This is a genomic window from Bradyrhizobium sp. 2S1 (assembly GCF_011516625.5).
Lineage (GTDB): Bacteria > Pseudomonadota > Alphaproteobacteria > Rhizobiales > Xanthobacteraceae > Bradyrhizobium > Bradyrhizobium septentrionale.
The window spans coordinates 487,705-506,830 of record NZ_CP147717.1; the positions used below are offsets into that span (position 1 = coordinate 487,705).

Annotated in this window: 16 protein-coding genes and 3 pseudogenes; 8 read left to right on the plus strand and 11 right to left on the minus strand. The window is 59.3% G+C overall.

Translation table 11 applies throughout. The annotated features are described in order from the left end of the window. Positions 1-297: 297 nt before the first annotated feature. From HAP54_RS02290 to HAP54_RS02325, 8 genes are read right to left on the minus strand one after another with little or no spacing between them, the layout of a single operon-like run. Positions 298-1,086 carry an ABC transporter permease gene (locus HAP54_RS02290; RefSeq protein WP_029084506.1) on the minus strand — a complete coding sequence of 263 codons (789 nt, stop codon included), beginning with the start codon at positions 1,084-1,086 and terminating at the stop codon, positions 298-300. Positions 1,087-1,089: 3 nt separating this feature from the next. Then, positions 1,090-2,010: a nodulation factor ABC transporter ATP-binding protein NodI gene (nodI, locus tag HAP54_RS02295; protein ID WP_224496934.1), complete on the minus strand. Its 921-nt coding sequence runs from the start codon at positions 2,008-2,010 to the stop codon at positions 1,090-1,092. Position 2,011: 1 nt separating this feature from the next. Then, positions 2,012-3,721: a nodulation protein NodU gene (nodU, locus tag HAP54_RS02300; protein ID WP_166307315.1), complete on the minus strand. Its 1,710-nt coding sequence runs from the start codon at positions 3,719-3,721 to the stop codon at positions 2,012-2,014. Beyond that, positions 3,697-3,951: an SAM-dependent methyltransferase gene (locus HAP54_RS52415; RefSeq protein ID WP_334261874.1), complete on the minus strand. Its 255-nt coding sequence runs from the start codon at positions 3,949-3,951 to the stop codon at positions 3,697-3,699. The genes nodU and HAP54_RS52415 overlap by 25 nt, the downstream gene beginning before the upstream one ends. A 30-nt stretch (positions 3,952-3,981) precedes the next feature. Further along, entirely contained in the window at positions 3,982-4,218 is a 237-nt protein-coding gene (locus HAP54_RS02310) for an SAM-dependent methyltransferase (protein WP_051346709.1), read from the minus strand. Positions 4,219-4,248: 30 nt separating this feature from the next. After that, positions 4,249-5,604, minus strand: a complete 1,356-nt coding sequence (nodC, locus tag HAP54_RS02315; RefSeq protein ID WP_166298622.1) for a chitooligosaccharide synthase NodC — start codon at positions 5,602-5,604, stop codon at positions 4,249-4,251. A 17-nt stretch (positions 5,605-5,621) separates the two neighbouring features. After that, complete coding sequence (gene nodB, locus HAP54_RS02320) at positions 5,622-6,281, minus strand: chitooligosaccharide deacetylase NodB (RefSeq protein WP_084518718.1); 660 nt, start codon at positions 6,279-6,281, stop codon at positions 5,622-5,624. Continuing rightward, entirely contained in the window at positions 6,278-6,910 is a 633-nt protein-coding gene (locus HAP54_RS02325) for a NodA family N-acyltransferase (RefSeq protein WP_029084503.1), read from the minus strand. Before HAP54_RS02325 ends, nodB begins: the two co-directional genes overlap by 4 nt. An 837-nt stretch (positions 6,911-7,747) precedes the next feature. Between HAP54_RS02325 and nodD1 the strand changes: the two genes are divergently transcribed. Then, positions 7,748-8,692, plus strand: coding sequence for a transcriptional regulator NodD1 (gene nodD1 / locus HAP54_RS02330; RefSeq protein WP_029084501.1), 945 nt, complete (start codon positions 7,748-7,750; stop codon positions 8,690-8,692). Positions 8,693-9,311: 619 nt separating this feature from the next. Continuing rightward, entirely contained in the window at positions 9,312-10,307 is a 996-nt protein-coding gene (locus HAP54_RS02335) for a LysR family transcriptional regulator (RefSeq protein WP_165125947.1), read from the plus strand. Positions 10,308-10,698: 391 nt separating this feature from the next. On the opposite strand, the gene HAP54_RS02340 is transcribed toward HAP54_RS02335, so the two are convergent. Continuing rightward, on the minus strand, positions 10,699-11,109 hold the full coding sequence (locus HAP54_RS02340) for a hypothetical protein (protein ID WP_166298624.1): 411 nt from the start codon (positions 11,107-11,109) through the stop codon (positions 10,699-10,701). Positions 11,110-11,250: 141 nt separating this feature from the next. Here HAP54_RS02340 and HAP54_RS02345 point away from each other — a divergent pair, with 141 nt between their 5' ends. Both HAP54_RS02345 and HAP54_RS02350 read left to right on the plus strand, forming a co-directional pair. Next, positions 11,251-11,964, plus strand: a complete 714-nt coding sequence (locus HAP54_RS02345; RefSeq protein WP_175619350.1) for a MerR family transcriptional regulator — start codon at positions 11,251-11,253, stop codon at positions 11,962-11,964. 494 nt (positions 11,965-12,458) lie between these two features. After that, positions 12,459-12,752: an ABC transporter substrate-binding protein gene (locus tag HAP54_RS02350; RefSeq protein WP_029084498.1), complete on the plus strand. Its 294-nt coding sequence runs from the start codon at positions 12,459-12,461 to the stop codon at positions 12,750-12,752. A gap of 576 nt (positions 12,753-13,328) precedes the next feature. On the opposite strand, the gene HAP54_RS02355 is transcribed toward HAP54_RS02350, so the two are convergent. Next, positions 13,329-13,601: a hypothetical protein gene (locus tag HAP54_RS02355; protein WP_035978067.1), complete on the minus strand. Its 273-nt coding sequence runs from the start codon at positions 13,599-13,601 to the stop codon at positions 13,329-13,331. A gap of 176 nt (positions 13,602-13,777) precedes the next feature. Here HAP54_RS02355 and HAP54_RS02360 point away from each other — a divergent pair. The 4 genes and pseudogenes from HAP54_RS02360 to HAP54_RS02375 form a co-directional block, all read left to right on the plus strand. Further along, positions 13,778-14,035, plus strand: a pseudogene (locus tag HAP54_RS02360) (transposase); the annotation flags it as partial. Continuing rightward, a pseudogene (locus tag HAP54_RS02365) lies at positions 13,942-14,646 on the plus strand (LLM class flavin-dependent oxidoreductase). The pseudogenes HAP54_RS02360 and HAP54_RS02365, both read left to right, overlap by 94 nt. A gap of 1,430 nt (positions 14,647-16,076) precedes the next feature. Next, positions 16,077-16,451 carry a hypothetical protein gene (locus HAP54_RS02370; RefSeq protein ID WP_029084494.1) on the plus strand — a complete coding sequence of 125 codons (375 nt, stop codon included), beginning with the start codon at positions 16,077-16,079 and terminating at the stop codon, positions 16,449-16,451. Between the two features lie 612 nt (positions 16,452-17,063). Then, positions 17,064-17,351: pseudogene (locus HAP54_RS02375) on the plus strand (transposase); the annotation flags it as partial. An 85-nt stretch (positions 17,352-17,436) separates the two neighbouring features. On the opposite strand, the gene tnpC reads toward HAP54_RS02375, so the two are convergent. Then, positions 17,437-19,110, minus strand: a complete 1,674-nt coding sequence (gene tnpC, locus HAP54_RS02380) for an IS66 family transposase (RefSeq protein WP_166205228.1) — start codon at positions 19,108-19,110, stop codon at positions 17,437-17,439. Positions 19,111-19,126 lie beyond the last annotated feature (16 nt).

Here is a 19,126-nt window from a genome sequence, read left to right on the forward strand (position 1 = left end):
TGACGGGACGACCAATGGCCGTTCCAGCTGCTTCGTATTATCGCGCTCCGTCGGCCGCGCGGGGCCGTAGCACAACCCAAGGCTCTCCCAACGCCGCCCGGACACGGCGCTCAGCCCGTTGAAGTGCCGGAGCCCCGCATCGATCAACCGAACAGGCTGGTGTCGACCTGGCTTGATCGCGTCCTCTTACAGGCATTGCAACTGCTGCCATGGCAGGTCGGGCCTTGTCCGACTCACCACAGAGAGCATGGTGCGACTGCATCAGCTGGATTCTCCCGGTTATCTTAGTTCTTTCCGTCAACGCAGCAGCCGGCGCCGCAACAGTGCGGTCGATACGAAGAAGGGCAACACCGCGTATATGCAAAGCGCACCTACATGAAACAAAGCGCCGCCAGCCTCGCGCTCTAGCATCGCGGGGCGAATGAGGTCGACCGAATGCGCTAGCGGCAACAAGTCGGCGAAGTGCTGAAATGAGCTAGGCAGTTGGCTCATCGGAAACACCGCGCCACACAGAAACACCATAGGGGTAAGGACAAGCGTCTGGTAAAACACGAAGTAGTCGTAACTTGGCGCAAGAGATATGACGACCATTGCCAGGCTGGCGAAGACAAGCCCAGTAAGCGCGACGGTCGGCATCGCATAGAAAATGGAAAGCCAAGACGCATAGCCAAGCGTGGCAGCGACAAGCCCGATTGCCGTCCCGGCAAGAACGGATTTGCTGGCCGCCCAAACCAATTCGCCTAAAACGATATCGCCAAGCGTGAGCTGTGTGGACAGGATTGCTTCCCAGGTACGATTGGCATCCATGCGAGCAAAGGTTGCATACATGGTTTCAAACGTTGCGGCAGTCATGGCGCTGGTCGCAACCATGCCCGCAGCCAAAAATGCGATGTAGGAAGTTCCCTCAACGGGCCCGACGATGAGACCGAGGCCGAAGCCAAGGCCAAAAAGATGGGTTATAGGATCTGCGAGGTTGCCGAGAACCGACGCAAGCGCAACTTTCCTCCATGCCAGGCAATTTCGACGCCATACCGCGACCCAGTTGTAGGCGTTAGCGGGCAGGACCCCCGCATAACCTTCACTCATCACTCATTTCTCCATCTCGCGTCCGGTCAGGCGCATGAACACGTCCTCGAGATTTGCCGGACGCTGCAGAATGCGCAGACCCGCTCGCCCGCGCAGCTGGATGCGCACCTGCTCGGGATATTGCGCATAGCAAAACAGCGTCTCTCCGCTCACTTCGAGGTGACGTACATAGGGCTTGAGTATCTCACGCAGCTCTTGCGGATGACCGCCATAGATCTCAATCACGTTGCATCCGACCTGTTCGTCGATCAACGCTTGCGGTTTGCCTTCGGCGATCTTGCGTCCATCCTCCAGCACACACAGCCGATCGCATAGACGTTCGGCCTCTTCCATGAAGTGAGTGGTCAGTAGGATCGTCTTGCCACGGGCCAACAAAACTCGCAGACGTTCCCAGATCAGGTGGCGGGCGTGCGGATCCAGACCCGTCGTCGGCTCGTCCATTACCAGCAGATGCGGGTCATTGATCAATGCACGCGCCAGCGTCAGCCGCCGCTTCATGCCACCTGAAAGCTCGGCGACGCGCACATCCACCTTGCTTTCGAGTCGCGCAAACTCAAGCAACGACGGCAGGAGCGCCTCGATCTTTCGAGCGCTCATGCCGAAGTATCTGCCAAATACCACGAGGTTTTCTCGTACGGTAAACCCGAGTTCAAGGTTGTCGAACTGCGGCACCACGCCGATGCGCACACGTGCCACTCGAGCGCGTGCAGGCACGGGCTCATCAAGGACGGTAACCTTGCCTTCATCCGGCGCAATCATGCCGAGAAGCATACGCGCAATGGTGCTCTTGCCAGCTCCATTAGGCCCGAGCAGGCCAAAGCACTCTCCGCGTGCAACCGAGAACGACAGTTCATTGACGATGATCTTGCCGCCAAAGGACTTTTTTACGCCGGCAATGTCGATGGCTACGGTGGACATGTTCACCTTAGGTTGGCAGAAGTGGTTGAGCCGAAGATGGCGTCCCTACGGCCGTCTTGGTCCAGAGCAGGCCGTCACACCACACATGTTCAACGCGTCCCCATTGGCAAGCCGCGGCAACATCCGGGAAGACGCCACGGCCGTGAACATTGGCGCTCGTATTGCAGAGCAGCGGAATGCCGGTGAGTTTCTCAAATTCGACGAGGAGCTCGGCAATCTTGTGTGAAGAGTTGCGGGAGATTGTCTGCAGTCGCGCAGAGCCGTCCAAATGGACGACGGCGGCGACCTTGTCGCGCCACTCCGTCCTAGTCTGGTGATCGAACAGCATGTACGGATCCGGCGTACCTGGGTTGAATATCTCTGGCGCCCGATCCTCTAGGCAAATCGGCGCCACCGGTCGGAAGTATTCGCGGCGCTTGATGTCGTTGAGACGATCCTTCATTGCCGGCGAGGTCGCGGCCGCAAGAATGCTTCTGCCGCCCAACGCCCGCGGCCCAAGCTCCGCGCGCCCGGAAAGGAAGATCACCGGCTCGTTGTCGGCGAGAATGGCCGCAAGATCGCGCAGACTGCACGGCGCGGCCTGCCATTCTGGCGGAACCTCGCTGGCTTGCAGGGCAGGACCACTGTAGACTGACCATTCCAGTGGCACGAACCCATCTTGCGCCGCCAGCGCACTGCAAGCAGCACCGATTGCCGAGCCGCTGTCATTCGGAAATGGCGGCACCCAGACGTCATCGAACAGTCCCGTCGCGCGAAGCGCACTATTCCACTTGATGTTAAGACCGCAGCCGCCGGCTATACATAGATTCCGCGCTCCCGGAAGCGACGAATGCCGCAGCAACACCATTGCGATTTCCCGGATAAGGAGACGTTCCAGGAACACATGAAACGACGCAAGGACGTCCTCCGCTCGCTTGGCCATCAGGCGCAGTCTGCTCGCCTCGAAAAAGTCGTGCATAGTTGCGAGTGACGCTTCGGCATTGTTGATGTCTGCGCGATAGCGACGAGCCTGCTGCGTGTCCGCCGCGAAGCGCCTGTCGTAGAGCTCCTGAAACACTGCCACAATGCTTTCATCGGCAGAACCAAGCGCGACGTAGGCCATCAATTTGCCGGCGATGCCCAAGTCCGAATTGGTGCGATTCGGCCGACTGTAAGGCCCGAAGTGAAGGCCGGCGACAGCATAGGCGTGGCCAATCATCGGAAACAGGCATCCAACGAGCCGCCCCCCCTGTGGTTCAACATAGTAAAGACGTGGAGAGATCCAGCCGTCCCATACCAGACAGAACGCGGGCCTACCCGAGACGGCAAAGGGGCTGGTGCTATATGCTGAGGCAACGTGGCCGGTGACGTGCGGGTAACTCTTGTAGGGAAACACCTTGCCGCCAAGGATCAAGCCAAAACCGTCGACGCAATCAAGAAGGCCCTCAGCACGGCGCTCGACATATGGCGCCCCTTTCAGCGCGATCGGCACGGCCCCACTGAGGACCAGGAATTGCGACTCGCGCTCGCCATCCCCGCCGTCGATGACGAACTGATCAATATCACGCGGATCCAGGCCGTGCTCCGCCAATGCAAGTACAACTGCATCGAGATTATCGATGGATTGATAGCGAGGATTATTGCCGCGCTTCTCTTGCTCGGTGCAAAAGACAAGCCGCCCATCCTCGACGACAGCAATTGCCCCGTCATGTGTCAACTTGATGCCGCAGATGCGCATACGCCCCCCGGCCCAACGACCGCAATTTGATTGTTTCGACGAGTTATTCGACTTCCGGAACAGAACGAGCAGGCAATCTTGGTCGACCGAACCAGTCTGGCAATGCTGACGCTCGATTCGGATAAACTCTCATTCAAGAGAGCGATCGCCGTCTCAGCAGCATGCCCCCAGCGTCGACAAGCATCACGCGCGAAGACCAGCGCGCCATTTGGCGCAAGCATGCTCACCATGACCGCCTCTCCGTTCTTTGCCGTGCGCGCTCAATCCTGTGGCATGACATCCTGCACGGTAATTCGCTGGCAGTGGGGTCCCAGCATTTCCGTGAATGCGAAGGCTGCACCTGCGACTTCAAGGGCACGCGTAACTTCCCCATTGGAACGCGACATCCGAAACATTTGCGCGTAACGCTCCTGTTCCAACGGGTTACTGTCGAGCTGCCACTGATCACCAACAGCAAGACCACGCTCGAGCAGATGATCGTTCTTGTCCAGTCTCATGGGTCGATTAACCTGTTGTTATTGGCTCGATCAATCGCCACCGCACACATTGTCAGTCGCCGGCACGCCCGAGGAACCGCGCGACCTCCGCTTGCGAATTGCTTCAACAATTTCTGCAGTAGCTGCAGCGCTCGATCCAGTGTTAGTAGCCGGGATAGCGGCCTTCTTCTCCCCTGCGCTCGGCACATTGACGAGCTTACGCGACAGCCAATCGCTGTTGCTCAATGTACAAAGCGCATAAGCCTTCAACGGAAGTAGGATAAATATATTGATGGGCGTATGGAGCGAGAAGCCGATAAAGCGCAATTCGCGGGCACGAAACGCCGCGACACTGCACCGGGTTATTGTCATTGCAGCAATTGTCAATCCCGTCCACCAGGGCACCGAACCGCCGACTGCGAGCTGTGCGAGCGCAGCCAGTGATGACAAGGCGAGGAGTAAAGGGCCGAGATTTTGTCCGACAACGTCTAGCGTGAGATAGCCATCGAGTTCGGGCAGCAGGCGCAATGCAAGAAACGTGTCCCGAAAGGTACTCCGTGCCCAACGCAGTTGCTGACGCAGATACGGCCCAAGGCTGTCGGGTACGACTGTTGCCGCGATGGCATCCGGGACATACTCGGTTCGAAACCCCGCTTTGAGCATGAGGATAGTTAGGTGGCGATCCTCGCCAAAATCGCTCGGCTTTCCGCGAAAGAGTTGCGTTTCGTATTGATCAAGCAGCAAAGCGAGGGCGGAGCGACGATACATCGCGCAGGGGCCGCAGCAGCACATGACTGCACCGAAGCGAGCCTGTGCCGCGCGCTCTTCGTTGCACGCTAGCCAGTATTCCATATCGATTAGCTTGGTCAGCCAGGTTTGGCTGCGGTTGCTCGCTATCAACTGGCCCATGGCGGCGCCGACTTCCGGCTCCTGCATCTTCAATGCAAGCTTCTTGACCACGTCAGCGGCTAGTATCGTATCCGAGTCGACGTTGAGCACCAGGTTCCCGGACGAGCTACGTATAACGGCGATCTGCGCCTTGCGCTTTCCAACGTTCTTGGCCAGCAGGATGATGCTGAATCTCGGATCGTTCGCATAGAGGTCGTGTACAGGCCCCACGACATCGCGATTTGCAGATCCGTCGTCGACCACATAGACCTGCAGTCTTCCACCGTAGTCTTGACCTGCAATCGACTCGAGACATTTGGAGAGCGTATTCGGGTCCTCGTTGAAGCAAGGCACGATGACGTCCACGCTGGGCAGAGCTACCTCGGATTGGCCCATATCGGTCTGCAGCGACGAGGTATTCGCCGGCTGAGCATAGAGCGCTTGCGCGCTCTTGTAGACAGTTGAGAGCAGCGCATAAGACGAAACGGCGACAGCGCTGGTTGTAGCGAGCAGGTCCATTTTGGGGCCAGTTTTGTTTAGTGAAGTTGAGGAAGCGGACGGATTGCAAACCCGCGCTGTTGCAGTACCGGTATCAGATGTGACAGCGCCATCACCGTCTGATCACGCAGAGTGGCATCGCTGCAGAGTCTTTCCTCACCAGGAGGATACCCGTCGTGCAGAAGTACAATTGCGCCTGGACGAACGGCCGCCAGCACTGAATTCACAATCCTATCGACGCCTGGGCGCGACCAATCTCTCGGATCGACCGACCAGTGCAGAGCTGTGAGGCCAGCGCTCGCTGTCGTAGCGAGCACCGCTTGGGTCCATAAGCCGTAGGGTGCTCGCATGTGCCTGGGCGAAGCCTGCGGGCAGGCCGAACGGATCGCCTTGCTCGCCGTTAGCACTTCATCGTGAACCACCGCTGGTTCACATCTGGAGAGATCCGGATGCGTCATCGTGTGGTTTGCAACCTCGTGTCCTTGCGCAATCATTCGTCGAATGAGTTCAGGGTGATCGGTCACGTACGTGCCGATAACGAAGAACGTCGCCGGCACCCGATGTTGCGTCAGCACATCGAGCACGTCGGGCGTGCAAAATGGATTTGGCCCATCATCAAAGGTCAAATAGACACAGCGACTTGCGCTGACGTCGGCGTAGTCGCGACGCACCGCAGACAGGGGGACGAGCTCTTTCACAACTCAGGCCCGTTCCGGTCGATGATCGTCCCGGCCGGCCACTCGCTGATCGGGCGTCCGGCCGGGAACACCACCACGAGAACGTCCTCGATCCGGACCGGCGGCAAATTGGGATACACATCTGCGTGGGTGGACCGGACGCGAATGCCGGACATGAGGGTTGCCAGCCCCTGCCTTCCAATCAGTCTGGTAAGGTGCTTCTCAAGCGCGGGCCGAACCGTACCAAAGCCGAACGGGACCCCGAGCTCCTGCAGCGCAGGATACATCACGCGCATTGAGTGGCTGATTCCAAGCCCCTCGAGATCCGGACGCACCGCATATAGTCCCAGTTCGGCCACGAGTAGATCGCGCCCGTCAATCTTGATGAAGCGGCGTAGGGCGCCGATGTGAGCAGCTACGCCGTGCGCGTCGTAACCAATTACGCGGACCTCCGGCCTTGCACCGGCCCAACTTCGGCTCCCCTCAAATGGCTGCGCATTGAACGCACCGGTCGGCCCGTAGCTTTCGCGGAAAAACTCAGCGAGCTCGGTATGGTCGCCCAGCCGCAGCTCGCTTTCCCAATGCAGGCTCCACTGCACTTGAGGCCGCGCGGAACGACTTTCCGCCGACCGAGATCCGGGAATATTCATGACGGGCTTCCCTGCACCAGTGACGTTAAGAGCGGAGGTGGTCACGTGAACAACTCGCTATCGGCTGAATCGCTGATCAATACTCGAATGCACTGACGTGGGGCGCCGGCGCCCGGCTCAGTTCGCCAGCGGCGCGGCAGAACGGCCCCCTTGGAGTGGCGCCTTGGCCAGAGAAGAGGCGATCGTGCAGTCGGCGCTGGTCATCCCAGTCAATGTCATGTCCGAGATCTGCCAGACATGCCGACGTGGCGCTTGGATTGTCCGGCACCTACCCGCATTATCAAGAGGTTCGGTCCGGTCCAGGATTGCTATCGATGCTGTGCGGTCTGATGGCGCCCCATCGATGAACGAGATCTCACCGAAAGCGATCCCGATCGGCCCCAGATCAACTTGGGTCATATGCATCTTCGACACGCTCTGAATGTGATGGACAAGCAACTATTTGGCCGGTCGCGGGTGACGTTTGGCATCCGCAATGTGCGCCTGCCTCTCGGTTCCGACACTAGGGTGAGGCGTAAGCCATCTCTAGTGTACGCGGGTAAACCGCAAATATGGAAAGGAATGGAAGACACATACGAACGTTTATCGGCAGCACGAGCGAGCGCCGTGTCAGGCCGCTCGTCGCACCGAGAAGAACAGACGTTGCTCGGATAGCGCGCCGACACCCGCCCCTAAACGGGTTCGGCAGGTGCTCGCACACCCCAGCAGTCCGTTTCGGAACTCGCGTAATGGCAAGCAGCCATCGTGGTACGCCTAATCAGTTTCCAAACTGATGTTTGCTATCCAACATTCCGTTGTTTCGATAGAACTCATCCACACGATGGATAGACTCACAACATGCGATTCAAGGGACTTGATCTAAACCTTCTGGTTGCGCTCGATGCTCTGATGACCGAGCGCAACCTCACTGCGGCGGCACGGAAAATCAATCTGAGCCAGCCCGCGATGAGTGCTGCGATCGCGCGGCTGCGCATCTATTTTCGTGATGAATTGTTCACGATGAGAGGTCGCGAGCTCGTCCCAACACCCGGCGCGGAAGCGCTTGCGAGCCCTGTCCGCGAGGCCCTGCTGCATATTCAACTCTCGATCATCTCAAGGGACGCGTTTGACCCAAGTCAGTCGAACCGACGGTTCAGGATCATTCTCTCCGACTTCATGACAATCGTCTTTTTTCGGCGGATTGTGGATCGTATCGCACAGGAAGCTCCGGCAGTACGCTTCGAATTGCTACCATATTCCGATGAGCCCGATGAGCTACTCCGCCGCGGCGAGGTCGATTTTCTCATTCTGCCGGAATTGTTCATGTCGAGCGCGCATCCGAAGGCGACGTTATTTGAAGAGACTCTCGTATGCGTGGGATGCCGCTCGAACAGGCAGCTGTCAGGGCAGCTTACGTTTGATAAATACAATTCGATGGGACATGTTGCGGCCAAGTTCGGGCGGGCGCTAAGGCCCAACCTCGAGGAATGGTTTTTGCTTGAGCACGGCCTTAAGAGACGCATTGAGGTCGTTGTGCAGGGCTTCAGCCTCATTCCGCCTATACTGTTCGACACGAGCCGCATAGGGACAATGCCCTTACGGCTCGCCAGACACTTCGAAAAGCGGACGCCTCTGCGGATCGTCGAGCCACCGTTGCCGCTGCCCCAGTTCACCGAGGCCGTTCAGTGGCCAGCCTTTCACAACACGGACCCGGCAAGCATTTGGATGCGGCGGATACTGTTGGAGGAGGGATCCCACATGACATCTGCGAATCAGAAGAGCCCAGCTCGCAGGCGCTGCTAGTTTGGCCACAAGCCGCTCTCCGCACGCTGCAAATACCGTGTTCGGCCCTTTGGTCGTACTCGGCCGCTTTCTCATTTCGCCGTCTCGGGTGGCGCCCTCCTTAAGAGGCCACTCAAGCCGTCGGTCAGTCGCAAACGCCTGGCAGGCGCTGACCGTTGATGCCGCAAAATGTGATTCGGTGAGCTTGCGTGAAAGCACAGCCCCCACTATCGCGGCAACTTCTCAATAATGTTTGATTCGTCCAATCAATGTCTTGAACCCCACGCCGCGTCAGGTTGTAGGCTCGCTGCTGGGACGCGTTGCGCGGCCATCGACAGGGGCATCGGCGAACTTACGGCTCTGGCCATAGCACCAGGGCCAGCGCCAGCCGTAAATTGACCAGGTCGTGTTGCGGGGTTGCCGGAGTGTCGAAATCGATCAGCTCCGCGGCTCCCGATACACTCCAGTCGCCGGTCGTTCGCCGACCGCCCTCCGCGCCCTTCTTACGATGGCTTCCGCGAGCTTCTTTCGCGATCGCAGGATGGGAACGGATTCGTTTCAGGCGATCCGATGAGAGCGCTTCAGAGCCGCTTTCGCTACTCTAATGTACCGCAACGACACTCGCGCAGGATAAGACGATATGCGCTTCAAGGGCTTGGATCTAAATCTTCTCGTCGCGCTTGACGCTCTGATGACTGAGCGCAACCTCACTGCAGCAGCACGCAGGATCAACCTTAGTCAGCCGGCCATGAGCGCGGCCGTTGCCCGGCTGCGCTCCTATTTTCACGATGATCTGTTTACAATGAGAGGCCGCGAGCTTGTCCCGACCTCACGCGCCGAAGCGCTGGCAGCTCCCGTTCGCGAGGCGCTGACGCACATTCAGCTCTCCATTATCGCTCGGAACGTGTTCGATCCAGCTCAATCAAAGCGCCGCTTCAGGATCGGCCTTTCGGATTTCATAACAGTCGTATTCTTCCGAAACGTCGTAGAGCGCGTTGCGCGAGAAGCTCCCGCCGTCAGCTTCGAACTGGCGGCGCTTGCTGATGATCACGATGAGATTCTCCGGCGCGGCGAGGCCGATTTCATCATCTTGCCGGAATTATTCATGTCGTGCGCGCATCCTAAGATGAGCCTGTTTGAGGAGAGACTCGTTTGCGTAGGCTGCGGCACGAACAGCCAGTTGCTCCGACGGCTAACATTTGATCGATATATGTCCATGGGGCACGTTGCGGTGAAACTCGGAGGTGCGCGCAAGGCCCCCATCGAGGAATGCTTTTTACTCGACCTTGGCCTCAACCGACGCATCGACATTCTCGTGCAGAGCTTCAGCATGATTCCGCCCCTGCTGGCAGGCACGACTCGCATAGGGACCATGCCATCAAGGCTCGTTAAGCATTTCCAAAGAATGGTACCCCTTCGGATTGCCGAACTCCCGCAGCCATTCCCCACATTTACCGAGGCGGTCCAATGGCCTGTCCTTCACAACAGCGATCCGGAAAGCGTCTGGATGCGAGAAATACTGTTGCAGGAGGCGGCCCGCATGGCATCTACACGTGAAGAACGCTTCATCATCAACGCTTCGGACCAAGCGGACACTGGCGCAGACTTCGCGGAGTCTGGTTCGCCGTTGTCGTAAGGACGTCCGCAGTGCGTAATCTCTATCCGGACGCATGTCTCGACGCGGCCAATTCACGCTTGTTCCAATGACACCGGTTATTGGCAGATAAACTTCGGTCAGTTTCGGCCGATGGCTATCAGCCGCTGTGCCGCTCGCATTCTATTATCCGACCGGCGCGCGAACTGCGACGCACGCGGTCGATTGCGTTGTTTGCAACTTAACCCTCAAGGACGAAGCACGACGCGCCCGCCGCCGCTCCAGCTGGGGTCTTACGCTGCACCCGGCCTCTCTCTTTGGCTCACCAGGCTCGATGCAGAACTTGGAATCAGCTTCGGACCACGCGCCGTCCACTCTCAGAATCAGTAGCTCCCAGGCGCGAGCTCGATTCGGATTAGTCGGCGTCACATCATCACCCACAGTGAGCGCTGTGCTGATCGATTGTGCAGATGGGGTACATCCCCGCAATTTCGACGCAGCATCGCGCAGCCGTGTTGCCGTATCGCATCACCTTCAAGCGCATCGCATCTTCGTCGCTCCGCGCCGCCGGTCCGACTTCTTTTGGCCCTACCGCGGCCAAACGTCTCGACGACGTGCGCGACCCTAGCGCGATGACAAACAGGAGCTGATCGTTGGAGCAATACAGCGGTGTATTTGATCCGGAAGAACTTTCCGGCTTGGGAAGTCTTTTTGATAGTGCAATCACCGCGTTGCCGCCATCGATGCGAACTCCCGATAATCGAACGGCGATCGCAAAACTCATTTTGGAGCGGACAGCGGTGAGCGAGGCTCGACTGGCATACCTGATGAACTTACTGGTCATCATTTCCCCTCAGGGTTGATCGCCCGCCATTCTAAGGATAGTCACCATCTCTTGCGCTGGAATGGAAGACGATCCAGCTAGAGCTTTGAAATAGCTTGAATCATACGTGACGTCAGGTTGTAGGCTTTGAAATTGAACAACATGAGCAAAGCTACACCACGAAGGCGTCGATGGCGCATTGGCGAACTTGCAGAGGCGACCGGAGTGACGGTACGCACGCTGCATCACTATGAACACACGGGGCTCTTAGCTGCCTCCGAACGCACCGACGGCGGCCACAGGATGTACGACCGCGAAAGCGTTCAACGGGTTCATCAGATTCGAGCGCTGCGTGAGCTTGGTTTCTCCCTTTTCGAGATCGGTAAGGCTATGGAGCGTACGACTTCACTTACGGACCTCATGCGCAAGCATTTGGAGCGGATAGAGCTTCAAGTCGCTCGTGCAACCCTGTTGCGAGATCGCTTACGCAACATGACGACGGACAGTGAAATCCAGGTAAGTGTTGATGAGCTACCCGCCACCTTGGATGCCATGTCGCGGGTCGAGACGCGTAGTCAGCCCTCCCGATGCACTTGCAAGCTGGCTGCAGATCGCGAGGAGCGGTGGCGGCGGATTCGCGATGAGCTGCGCGAATGCATGGATATGGCTGAGCATCCCTGCGGCGAGCGGGCAAAGGCCGTCGCGATCGCAGCACGCTCGCTGATCGGCGAAATAGCCGGCGCCGATTCGCGCGTTTCGACGATCCTGAAGGTGCTTGCACGGTTAAGCGCACCTCACACTCTGGCCGGTTGGGATCCCCACCTCATGCAGTATCTCGATCTCGCCCTTGCTGGATTGGAAGACCAGCCGTACTGATTGCGGCGCCGACGGGCGGATTGTCGGACGGCCCGGTCAACATCAAAGCGCGTTGAAGCGCCGGTTGATCTGCCGGTTCTGATTCGTGCCTGCCGTTCTGCGGCCTCACTGGGCCTGTCTGCGTAGCGCGTCTTTGGCGATCCGCCCGCCTAACGCACGGCCACTTGCTGCAACTGGCGGCATGAACCCCGAATGGAGCTTGAACCGCACGTAACGTCAAATTGTAGGCTCTAGCGAGATTGAGGTCTGGCGAACTGCCGCGCATGGATTCGCTTGCCGGAAGCAACCGCATCGAGCTGCAGCTGGCTGACCGCGGCGTTGGCCGTTCACTTCATTTGAGATTGGGAGTTCTACAATGCTAAATGGGCGCTTCGCTTCGGCTGCAAGTGCAGCGCTCGTCTTCTGCGCCCTCGCCTCGACTGCGCACGCCTCCGACGTCTATATTGCCGTGGCTGGCCCAATGAGCGGGAACAGCGCTGCGTTTTGGCGCGCAAATGCGCGATGGTACGGCGGCCGCCGTCGAGGCATTGAACGCCTCGGGCCCAATACCAGATACCAAAGTGATGTTGAGCGTCGCAGACGACGCCAGCGATCCGAAGCAAGCGGTCGCAGTTGCCAATAGGCTCACAATGGACCGAGTCCAGTCAGTCGTCGGCCACTTTTGTTCCTTCTCGTCGATCCCAGGCTCCGAAGTCTACGCCGAAGCGGACAGGCGGTGGGGCGGGCCGGTTCCTTCAACGCCTCGCGAGTTGTCGTGGCACTTCGTTCAGGGGCGATCGATAACCTGATCGCGCCGCTCCGGTTCGATAGCAACAACGCGGCTCCCGCCCTTCTGGTCTATCGCTACGCGACGGGCGTGTTGAAGCCGTCGAGCAGAACTGACCGGCGCGAACGCATCGTTTCCCTAAACAGCGAATGACACAGATGATGAGACGTTCTCAAGACCTGGCAGCTGCAATAGTTGCGTCCGCCCTTGTACTGGCGGCTCTCGGAGCACTTCTTGCGTTTGCTGCAGCGCTCGCAGAGCTCCCCGATGTCGACAGGCTCGATGACGAGCTACGTCCGATGATAGACAAGTAGTACCGTGCCAACCCTCATTGTTTGCGAGTCTTTTAAGCAACGGCCTGGTCGCTTAATGGTTGGCCGCCCTGATCGATGGGCTTGTTGGCCAAATGAGCCCTCCATTCACCCTGCAGCATTTGATTGGCGCTGTCGGGAGGTGCTGGCCGTTATCCTTTCAACCGCCGTAGCCGCGAAAATCGATTTTCGGCAACAGTCCAGCCTATGGAGCTCCCGTGCTGACAAGTGCCCCTGCCCTGCGCCCCACGTTGCGCCAGACGCTGCGTCGTTTACGTCCTCTCGCGCTAATTCGAGCTGCGCAAGTTTTTCGTTATGCCCTTCCGCCAGACAGTTTTCTGCGCGAATTGCGGCTTCGACGTCAATGGAAACCCCTTCTCGCTGCCGAGCGCCGCAACGCACAACTCACCCAGCGCTGCGCTCAAATCGCAAGGCACACATACAGACCAAGACTTCACCATGTGGCACGCACTCATCAAGCCGAGCATGTTGACGCGCCAATCGAGTGCTTTGGCAAGATCCGGAATACCTTCAACATCGGCGACGGGATCCTGACGCATCGTTCAGCTATCGACGACAAGGGTTCGCCTAACGGGCCTCTAGGGCAGATCGATGAAGCCCATTTGGCCCCAGTCGGATCGTCTGCGGCCCCCTCCAACCCGCGCTCGGCAGATGACCAATCATTCCGCGCTTCCTCCAGCTGGAATGCAAGCTCCCCCCTAACAGGGGCTGTCAAATGAAGCGGCCACGATTCACGGAAGAGCAGATCGTCGCGATCTTGAGGGAGCATCAGGCTGGGGCGAAGGCAACTGACCTGGCTCGCAAACACGGGACCGCAGAAGCGGCCATCCATAATTGGAACGCCAGGTTTGGCGGCATGGACGTTCCTGCGGCCAAGCGATTGAAGGACTTGGAGCAGGAGAACGCGATGCTAAAGATGCTTCTGGTCAAGCACATGCTCGATGTCGCGGAGCTTCGCGAACTGCTTTCAAAGTAGCGAAGCGACCATCTCCCGGCCGCTTGGTGTCAGGCGCCTCGCGCAGCCAGAGAGGGCAAATTCAAAAGAGTCACTGTGAACAGAGGCCTCATCAGCGCCCACATCAGCCGACCTGGATCGCGAGCAATCGCCCGGAGCCGGCGGCGTGGGCTGCTGCAAACGGCGCCAATCTGGCGTGCGCAGGCCACTCCTCTGCTGTCCGAAACATGACAGATGCGTTCCGCTCTCATCTGGCGCATAAGACCGCCGCGGACGATCGGATGCCATTTCTCGGCTTGCTGCGCATGGTCGTAGTTGCACAGTCTGACAAAGATGCCCGCGCGGCCGCGGAAGCCGCTTATCAACGATGGCTAAGGAGCTTTAGATTCCTTTACGAATTGAATGCCGACACCGCCTAACTTGCCGCTGACCTTCGATGCAGCGCTTGAAGCGAACTGTGCGTTGTCGGAACGCCAGCTTCCATCCGACAGCTCCTCCTTAACCAGATCGAGGAGGCGGGCGCCAACTAATATCTACTATGCCAGCTTGCATTCGGGAACCTTCCGTTGGAGGTTTCGCTGTACACAGCAACCACAATCCAATCCGAGATCATGCCTGGCTTTGGCTGAAACGTTCGATCCGATTTTGCTACCTGCGTTCAGCGCCGCAACGCTATGTGCCATGATCGGCCGCCCTGCCGACAATGCCGATATCCGCCTGCCATCACGCTCGCTGCCTTGCCCAACATGGGGTCCTCGGACCAATAGAGCATGCTCGAGCACCTGGAGCAGCACCGGGTCAGCCCCGCGGCCCGTCTCATCGGCTCGTGGACCGCGCGAGAATCCAGCGTCATTCAGAAAGGTCAATGACTCCTCGCCCGGGCTATCCGCGAACTGGATGGATCCCATCAAAACTTTCGATTTTACCGGATTTAGCCAAATACCCCATAAGTCGATCGCGATTTCCGGAAAGCACCTTTCACGAATGTCGTGTGGCCATGGATCCCTTTTGCCTTCAGCACAGTCGCAGGTCAGTTCAAGCCACCCCGACCTGGATCCACAAAGATACTTTCGATTCGTCCAAATCGACGCACGTGCGGACCATTTTTAGTCTGTCCCCTGATCGCCGCGTGCGGCGCGTAGTCATCAACCGCGTCCTCGCTGATACCCTGGCCATCACCCCAAAGGCGTTTCAGACGATCGGCGTTCGCGCACTTCCAGTGGCCTCGGTAAATGCGTACGTCGTTTAGAATTCGGCCAGGCGAACCGTCCTCCTCGCCGGAGCTTGGACTTTTCGCCCTGACCAGGTCGGCAGCGCCGTCAATCTGGCGGCTGCAAGCGAGGCCGTGCTGGCAGGTCTGTACCTGCCCCGATTGCAAGATACGTGTCCGACGGCCCGGACGAGGACCCGATCTGCGACGACATGGACAGATCAACTTCGCCAACTTGCCGTCCACTCTGCAACGTCGTGTGACCATAAATCCTCACTGCGCTCGCTTGCTGAGCCCTGCTCGGTCGGCGCGGGCCAGATCTACGCTCTACAAACCTGCACGATGCTCATCCGGCTTTATCCGCGGTTGTCGATCAACTTTCGACGGGGGCGAGCGCTCTTTGAGTTTCCGGCAAGCATCACACCATCATCTAAGCAATTGGCGCAGCTGGGCGAGCTGCCGAGTTCCCATCTGTTCGCGGGCTCCTTTTCCCCGCCTAGCCGCACGCTCACTGTGCCGAGCATTTAACGATCTGAGCGTGGCAGCCCAGACGATTGTGGCGGAAGATCGCTCTGCAATCCCCGATGAGCCCAATTGGCTCTCGGCGGCTATGCCGGGCGGCGTCTCACAGCACATCCGCGGGCTGCTCGGCTTAAGTCGTAAGTCGCAGTCATGGCCCGCAGGCCCTGCCATTGTACGGCGTCGAGCGAGCGCGACGATCGCCTCAATGAACACGCAGCTGGGACGGAGACATTCCTTGTCGCGCCGCACCTGCCGGCTCTCGCGGACCGCGAAACGCAACACACACCATCAGGTACTTTACATTCACTTCACCACCAGGAGCACATCGTGGAACTTGCCCCCTCCAATTCCCGCGTACAGAATCTTAAGGATCGGATCGACCTGCAACTGACCATCCTCGCCACTCTCGTAGGCGAGGATGGTGACGCGCTTGACGCGATCCGACTGCTCAACGCACTCACAAATGAAATGATCACGGCAGAGCTGGAGCTCGGCCAGCTCGGCGAGACAAGAACAAGCAATCATGACGGCGGCGCTCGCACCACGCACATGTCCGGGGACCGCGGCGCTTATTACCCGGAAGACCTTCTCGTTTTGGGACGCCTGTTCGATCAAGCCGTCGATGCCTTGCCGGCCAACCTACGAACTCCGGCCAACCAGATGAAGATCGCGAAACTCATTTTCTCGCGTGCCGCGGAGTGAGATTTCGTTGACGGATTGATGTGGAGAGCGCTTTTCCTGGCCGAACAACGCCGGCTGCGATGGTACGAACAGAGTATCATAGCGAAGCGCAGCATCCAACGAGCTAACCTGGCATGCGGGCGCCGCCTCCATTACGCCGTCTGCGACTGATTCATTAGCTATCGCGGTCGGATCGGGTACGTCGTACAACACGCATTTGCACTGCAACAACCCAGTTTGATTTCGCTCCTTAGTTCAACTTTTGCTCTTGCTTCGGGACCTCATGGCTCTGCTACCGCCGTGCGGAAGCCGGATAACGAGAAAGCACAGGCCGCCCGGGTGCGAGACACTCACAATGACTGGCAACTCGGCCTAACCTTCGTTTCGTGTATAGTGGTTAGGCCGTTGTTGCGGCAATATCCCCTTATGTGCTGACAACGAACTTCACTCGAACCCTTCTGGGGACGGCGGCGCACGGTCGTGTCCCCAGTGATGGTGTAGCTCGGTAGAGCAAAGCCGCCCGGTACGCGCGCCTCAAATAGCGCCGTAGCGGGCGGGCGGCTTTGCGGTGGTCACCGGCGATTCGCCGGTAGGATCGGGTTGCGACACGCCAACGCAACCGAGGAACCACCGATGACCGACGATATGATGGACCTGCGCACGCTCGTGGAGAAGACCCCTGATGCCGATCTGTTGCGCGAGATGATCGGCTTTGCCGCCCAGCGGCTGATGGAGCTGGAAGTCGAAGGCCAGACCGGAGCGGCCTACGGCGAGAAGAGTCCCGAGCGTCTGGCCCAGCGCAACGGCTACCGCGACCGGAGCTGGGAGACCCGCGCCGGCACGGTCGAACTTCGCATCCCCAAACTGCGCAAGGGCTCCTACTTGCCGGGCTTCCTGGAGCCGCGCCGCATGGCCGAGAAGGGTACGCATACGACGGAGGCCGCCTGATTGACGCATGCGCGCGGGCACGGCGAGGTCTATGATGGCATTGGGTGAAGGGTGAAGGTCAGGCGGCCTGCTGATTGGCTGGCTTGTCGGCCTGGCGCAGGAGCTTCCATTCCCAGGGCAAGAGCTCGTGCAGACGCGATGCGGGATGATCGGCGATACGGGCCAGGACGTCGGCGAGCCAGGCCTTGGGATCGACGTCGTTGAGGCGACAGGTCGTGATCATCGTCAGCATGATGGCGGCACGGTCGGCGCCGCGCTGGCTGCCGGCGAAGGTCCAGTTGCGCCTTCCCAAGGCGATGCCTCTCAATGCGCGCTCAGCGCAATTGTTGGTCAAGCAGATCCTGCCGTCGTCGAGGAAGCGGGCGAAGCCGTCCCAGCGCCTGAGCATGTAGTTAATCGGCTTCAGGACCTCGGAGGAACGCGAGAGGGTTTCGCGCTCGCGGAGCAGCCAGGCATGCATGTCCTCGAGAAGTGACTTACTCTGTTCCTGGCGAGCGGCACGCCGCTCGCCGGCACCGCGGCCGTTGATGGCGCGCTCGATCTCGAACAACGTATCGAGGCGTCTGACAGCCTCCAGCGCGATCGGGGAGACCGGTTTGCCTTTCTTGCCTTCCCGAGCATTTTTCTCGATATCAGCCAGCTCGAAGAAGCCCCGCCGCGCATGGGCCACGCAAAACGCCGGCGTAATCGGCAGCGCCTTCTTCTGCGGGTCGAACAGCGGCTCGAAGCCGCTGTAGCAATCCGCCTGCAAGATGCCGGCGAAGGCGGCCAGATGTCTCTGTGGATGCTCGCCTCGTCGGTCGCTCGAGGCGTAATAGACCGCTGCCGGCGGCGCAGGCCCGGCGAACGGCCGGTCATCCCGCACATAAGTCCAGATCCGCCCGGTCGTGCACTTGCCCTTCGCCAGAATACGGATGGTGGTGTCGTCGCCATGAAGGCGCTCGGCAGCGAGCACGTGGCGTTCGATCAAGTGGAAGAGCGGCATGACGGCGAAGGTCCCGTGGCCGACCTGGTCGGCCAGCGTCGACAACGGCAGGTCGATCCCCTCGGCCTTAAAGCGCGCACTCTGGCGGTTGAGCGGGATATGCATGCCGAACTTGTCGAACAGGATCGTCGCCAGCAATTGTGGGCCGATGAAGCCGCGCGGCGTGGCATGGAACGGCGCGGGCGGCTGGCTGATCTTCTCGCAATCGCGGCAGGTGAACTTCTCGCGTACCGTCTCGATCAGCTTGAAGCGGCGCGGAATCTCCTCCAGCGTCTTGGTCACATCCTCACCGATCTTCGCCAGCCGCGATCCACCGCAGCAGGCGCAGGTCGTTGGAGTCTCAATGACGACGCGCTCGCGTTCGATATCGTCAGGCCATGGCTTGCGCACCGGCCGCTTGCGCATGAAGGGGCGGACGTTCTGCGTCTTCGCCGCTGCGGCCTGTGCGGCAAGCTCATCCTCGCTCGCCGTGGTGACGAGTTCTTCGAGCTCCAACTCCAACTGCTCGAGCAGCCGTGCCGAGCGCTCGGATCGCTGCCCGTGCAGTTCGCGTTTCAGCTTCTCGATGCGCAACTCGAGATGAGCGATCAGCGCCTCGGTATCCGACAGTTTCGCCTGCGCATTCGCGGCTTGCGCCTGCCAGTTGGCGGCCTTCGCCTCGGCTTTCTGTCGCGCCTCACGCTCGGCCTGCAGCGCCGCCAGGGCACTGACAAGGTCCGATGGAAGATCATCCGGCTTCGATATCATGGAGCCATTGAATCAG

Excerpts from the sequence above, each read along its gene's own strand:
- HAP54_RS02290 (WP_029084506.1), bottom strand. The coding sequence starts at position 1,086 with ATGAGTGAAGGTTATGCGGGGGTCCTGCCCGCTAACGCCTACAACTGG.
- nodU (WP_166307315.1), bottom strand. The coding sequence starts at position 3,721 with ATGCGCATCTGCGGCATCAAGTTGACACATGACGGGGCAATTGCTGTC.
- HAP54_RS52415 (WP_334261874.1), bottom strand. The coding sequence starts at position 3,951 with ATGGTGAGCATGCTTGCGCCAAATGGCGCGCTGGTCTTCGCGCGTGAT.
- HAP54_RS02310 (WP_051346709.1), bottom strand. The coding sequence starts at position 4,218 with ATGAGACTGGACAAGAACGATCATCTGCTCGAGCGTGGTCTTGCTGTT.
- nodC (WP_166298622.1), bottom strand. The coding sequence starts at position 5,604 with ATGGACCTGCTCGCTACAACCAGCGCTGTCGCCGTTTCGTCTTATGCG.
- HAP54_RS02325 (WP_029084503.1), bottom strand. The coding sequence starts at position 6,910 with ATGAATATTCCCGGATCTCGGTCGGCGGAAAGTCGTTCCGCGCGGCCT.
- nodD1 (WP_029084501.1), top strand. The coding sequence starts at position 7,748 with ATGCGATTCAAGGGACTTGATCTAAACCTTCTGGTTGCGCTCGATGCT.
- HAP54_RS02335 (WP_165125947.1), top strand. The coding sequence starts at position 9,312 with ATGCGCTTCAAGGGCTTGGATCTAAATCTTCTCGTCGCGCTTGACGCT.
- HAP54_RS02340 (WP_166298624.1), bottom strand. The coding sequence starts at position 11,109 with ATGACCAGTAAGTTCATCAGGTATGCCAGTCGAGCCTCGCTCACCGCT.
- HAP54_RS02345 (WP_175619350.1), top strand. The coding sequence starts at position 11,251 with ATGAGCAAAGCTACACCACGAAGGCGTCGATGGCGCATTGGCGAACTT.
- HAP54_RS02350 (WP_029084498.1), top strand. The coding sequence starts at position 12,459 with ATGCGCGATGGTACGGCGGCCGCCGTCGAGGCATTGAACGCCTCGGGC.
- HAP54_RS02355 (WP_035978067.1), bottom strand. The coding sequence starts at position 13,601 with ATGCGTCAGGATCCCGTCGCCGATGTTGAAGGTATTCCGGATCTTGCC.
- tnpC (WP_166205228.1), bottom strand. The coding sequence starts at position 19,110 with ATGATATCGAAGCCGGATGATCTTCCATCGGACCTTGTCAGTGCCCTG.